5 protein-coding genes are annotated in these 3,750 nt (G+C 65.3%); 1 reads left to right on the plus strand and 4 read right to left on the minus strand.

Annotated elements, in window-relative coordinates:
- Positions 1-6 precede the first annotated feature (6 nt).
- The 4 genes from VMJ70_03195 to VMJ70_03210 form a co-directional block, all read right to left on the minus strand.
- Positions 7-738: an SDR family oxidoreductase gene (locus tag VMJ70_03195; protein ID HTO90116.1), complete on the minus strand. Its 732-nt coding sequence runs from the start codon at positions 736-738 to the stop codon at positions 7-9.
- 17 nt (positions 739-755) lie between these two features.
- A complete protein-coding gene (locus VMJ70_03200) occupies positions 756-1,421 on the minus strand; it encodes a cysteine hydrolase (protein ID HTO90117.1) in 666 nt (221 codons plus the stop codon).
- Positions 1,422-1,445: 24 nt separating this feature from the next.
- Positions 1,446-2,267, minus strand: a complete 822-nt coding sequence (locus tag VMJ70_03205) for an alpha/beta hydrolase (GenBank protein HTO90118.1) — start codon at positions 2,265-2,267, stop codon at positions 1,446-1,448.
- Between the two features lie 333 nt (positions 2,268-2,600).
- Positions 2,601-3,335 (minus strand): hypothetical protein, encoded by a 735-nt coding sequence (locus VMJ70_03210; protein ID HTO90119.1) that lies wholly within the window; start codon positions 3,333-3,335, stop codon positions 2,601-2,603.
- A 68-nt stretch (positions 3,336-3,403) separates the two neighbouring features.
- On the opposite strand from VMJ70_03210, the gene VMJ70_03215 reads away from it, so the two are divergent.
- Positions 3,404-3,750, plus strand: a 347-nt coding sequence (locus VMJ70_03215; protein HTO90120.1) for a DUF1254 domain-containing protein, incomplete at its 3' end; no start/stop codon positions are given.

A 3,750-nucleotide genomic window follows, 5' to 3' on the forward strand; every position in this document is an offset into this window, starting at 1 on the left:
GGTGCACTAGATCTGGCTCACGCCGCCATCGACGAACAGCTCGATGCCGGTGATGTAGCTGCTCTCCTCCGAGGCGAGGAACACGACCGCCTGTGCGATCTCGTCCGGTGTCCCCGCGCGCCCGAGCGGCGCGGTCGCCGCCACGTCCGATTCCATCGCCCGGATCTGCTCGTCGTTCAGGCCGAGGGAATCCTTGTAGCCTGGTGTGACGACCGTCCCCGGACTGACGACGTTGACACGGATCCTGCGCGCCTTGAGGTCGACCGACCACGTGCGCGCGAACGACCGCAAGGCGGCCTTGGTCGCCGCGTAGACGCCGAAGGCAGGAATGCCCTTGATGGAGACCATCGAGCCGTTGATGACGATCGACGCTCCGTCCGGCATCAGCGGCAGTGCCTTCTGCACGGTGAAGAGCGTGCCCTTGACGTTGACGCCAAACGCCTTGTCGAAGTGCGCTTCGTTGATCCGACCGAGCGGCGCGAACTCGCCGAGGCCGGCGTTGGCGAAGAGGACGTCGAGCCGACCGGCGCGCTGGCCGATCGTCTCGTAGAGCCGATCGAGGTCCGCCAGGTTCGAGACATCACCACGGATGCCGACGGTGTCACCGCCGATCTGTGCCACCGCCGCATCCAACTCCGCCGCGCGCCGACCGGTGATGAACACCTGCGCGCCCTCCGCGGTGAACCGCCGCGCCGTCGCCAGGCCGAGACCGCTGCTGCCACCGGTCACCAATGCCACTCGCCCGTGAAGTCTCTTCATGCGCTGCGACCAGCCTGCACGATGGCGTCGACGACGGCGTCGGTGGGGAGCATCGCATGTGCGAGGAATGCATAGTTGACGATCGCCGCCTGGTAGCCGTCGCCCCACTCGGGATGCCGGGGACCCGCCGTCGCATCGGTCACCACCAGCACCTCGAAACCCTGCTCGAGCAGATCGCGTAAATGTGATTCGACGCACATGTTCGCCAGCATGCCACCGAGGATGACTTTGCCGATGCCGCGCTTGCGCAGTTGCAAGGTGAGGTCGTTGGTCTGCGGCCCCCAGACGCGGTGCGGGCTGACCACGATGGTCTTGCCGTCGTCGATGTAGGGCTTGAACCGCTCCAGCCAATCGGCGCCCGAGCCGATGAGCCCGTCGAGATCCAAGACGCCGCGGCGCGCGAACATCCTGTCCCGATGCTCTATTTCTTCCAGCGGTCCGTTGAGCTTCCAGCCGCGGTCGGTCGGAAAGAAGTAGTGCGGCGAGATGAACACCTCGAAGCCGTGTTGCTTCGCGGCCTGGAAGAGCCGTTCGATGTTCTCGACCGTTTTGTTCGCCGTGACGCTGGCGCCGACCGCTGCCCAGGCGGCGCCCTGCTCGCTCAACACCTCGTTTTGCGGGTCGATGAAGACGACCGCGGTGTCGTTGCGGCTGATGACCATCGAAGCCTCCTCGCTTTGCGTGACTCAGGACTCGAGGAATGCCAGCAAATCGGCATTCACTTCGTCCTTGAGCGTCGTGCACATGCCGTGCGGCGCGCCCTTGTAGACCTTGAGCCTGGCGTTCTTGACCAGCTTGGAGGACAGCAGCGCGGCGGCGCCGATCGGCACGATCTGGTCGTCGTCGCCGTGCAGGATGAGCGTCGGCACGTCGATCTTCTTGAGGTCCTCGGTGAGGTCGGTCTCAGAGAACGCCTTGATGCAGAAGTACGACGCCGGGAAGCCGGCCATCATGCTCTGCAGCCAGAACGATTCGCGCACGCCTTCGGAGATCTTCGCGCCGGGCCGGTTGTACCCGTAGAAGGGTAGGCTCAGGTCCCTCCAGAACGTGGAGCGGTCGGCGACGACGTTGGCGCGTAGCTGGTCGAACACCTCGATCGGCAGGCCGGCGGGATTCGCAGCCGTCTTGAGCATCAGCGGGGGAATGGCGCCGATCAACACGGCCCGGGCGACGCGTTTGGTGCCGTGGCGGCCGAGGTAACGGGTGACCTCGCCGCCGCCGGTCGAATGGCCGACGTGCACCGCGTTCTTGAGATCGAGCGCTTCGGTGAGCGCCGCGAGATCGTCGGCGTAGGTGTCGAGGTCGTTGCCGTGCCACGGCTGGCTGGAGCGTCCGTGGCCGCGACGGTCGTGCGCAATGCAGCGGTAGCCGCGCGAGGCGAGAAAGAACATCTGGTCCTCGAAAGCGTCGGCGCTCAACGGCCAGCCATGGCTGAAGACGACCGGCTGCCCCGTACCCCAGTCCTTGTAGTAGATCTGCGTCCCGTCCTTCGTCGTGATCGTGCTCATCGGTGACTCTCCTTCAGCCGCCGGGGCGGCGGTCGCCGTGACGTCGGTTCTCTACTCGCGGTCAGTTGTAGCCCGCTCCCGTCGCCCACGGTAGGGGATCGCGGCAGATTCGTGCGCGAGCCTGGCCGGGCATGGTCGCCAGCTGCGCGTGGGCTATTTCCTCGCGACGTGCTTGGCGAGGAAGGCGCGCATCAGCTTGGCGACGGTGTGTCGGTCTCCCGCACGAAGTGGCCAGCGTCGATGATGTGGTTCGTCCGCTATCTCGCACGCCACGGCGAGAAGCGCGCCTCGAAGGCTTGTCTCATCGCCGCGCAAGAAGCCCGCAACACCGTCCTAGCGCCTCTCGACGTGGTAATCGCGGATATCGATCGAGATGAGGAGAAGGTCATGGATGGGGTTCCCTCGGGGGCTCCGCACGTAGGCGCGGCGCTTGGACGGGAACCGGAACCCGTTCGCCTCAACCAGGTCGTGCACGTACTGCGCCACGGGGACGCCTCCCCCGATCTCGAAGCGATAGTCGTGGCGGCGTAGCAGGAGATCGGGGCCGAAGTAGAATTCCTGCTCGACGCTGTGGCCGGCGATGTCCTCGGGAAACCGAACGCGAAGCCCGCGCCACGTCTCCGCCTCCTCTTTCCAAGGTTCGATCTCGGTAACCTGGAAGCCCGGCATCGCCATGAAAAATGGCGTCGTCAGATAGGTCCAGCGTGCATAGCCGTTGAAGTACGCGACGTCCATGAGGTCCCACGGCGTCCAGAGGGTGTGGCCGGCAAACGACCGCCTGGGGTTCGCGCGCTCTTCGACGAGATGCCCCTCGGTGGTCTCGACTGCGACGCGCTGGGAAGTGAATTTCATCCGCCAGTCGGGTTGGCGGTAGCCCTCGATGAGAAGACTCTGTTCGTGGATCGTCGCGACGGCCTCTGACGCTCGCGCAGGGGCCTCCAGCCCCTTCATGGGCAAGAGCCCGCCGCCCGAGAGGAACGTGGCGCGGACGGTGTCGAACGTCCTCCACCGCTCGAGGCCAATGACCTGACCACCGTCCTTGCCGCACGCGGCGAGTCCGGCTAACAAGCTTCCCCCTGATCGTCCCAAACTGCCACCCACCACACCAGCGCCCACGCCAAGGAGGAGTGCCAACCATGCTGTTGTCCCGTTCGCTGCTCGCTATCGCCGCCGTGCTGGCGCTCACGAACGCACGCGCTGCGGAGATCACGCCCGCCGAAACCAAAGCCATCGCCGAAGAGGGCTTCATCTACGGACTGCCGATCGTGATGAACTACGCGGTGATGTACGAGTACGCCGTGGACCGGAACTCCGGCCAGTTCAAAGCCCCGTTCAACCAGATCAAGAACGAAGCCCGCGTATTCACGTACGAGGACACGGCGATCATCACGCCCAACAGCGACACTCCCTATTCGCTGCTCTGGCTCGATCTACGCGCCGAGCCCATCGTCCTGTCCGTCCCTGCCGTGGAAAAGGCGCGCTA

Origin of the sequence: Candidatus Sulfotelmatobacter sp., assembly GCA_035498555.1 — a bacterium.
Classification (GTDB): Bacteria; Eisenbacteria; RBG-16-71-46; order RBG-16-71-46; family RBG-16-71-46; genus DATKAB01.

Excerpts from the sequence above, each read along its gene's own strand:
- VMJ70_03200 (HTO90117.1), bottom strand. The coding sequence starts at position 1,421 with ATGGTCATCAGCCGCAACGACACCGCGGTCGTCTTCATCGACCCGCAA.
- VMJ70_03205 (HTO90118.1), bottom strand. The coding sequence starts at position 2,267 with ATGAGCACGATCACGACGAAGGACGGGACGCAGATCTACTACAAGGAC.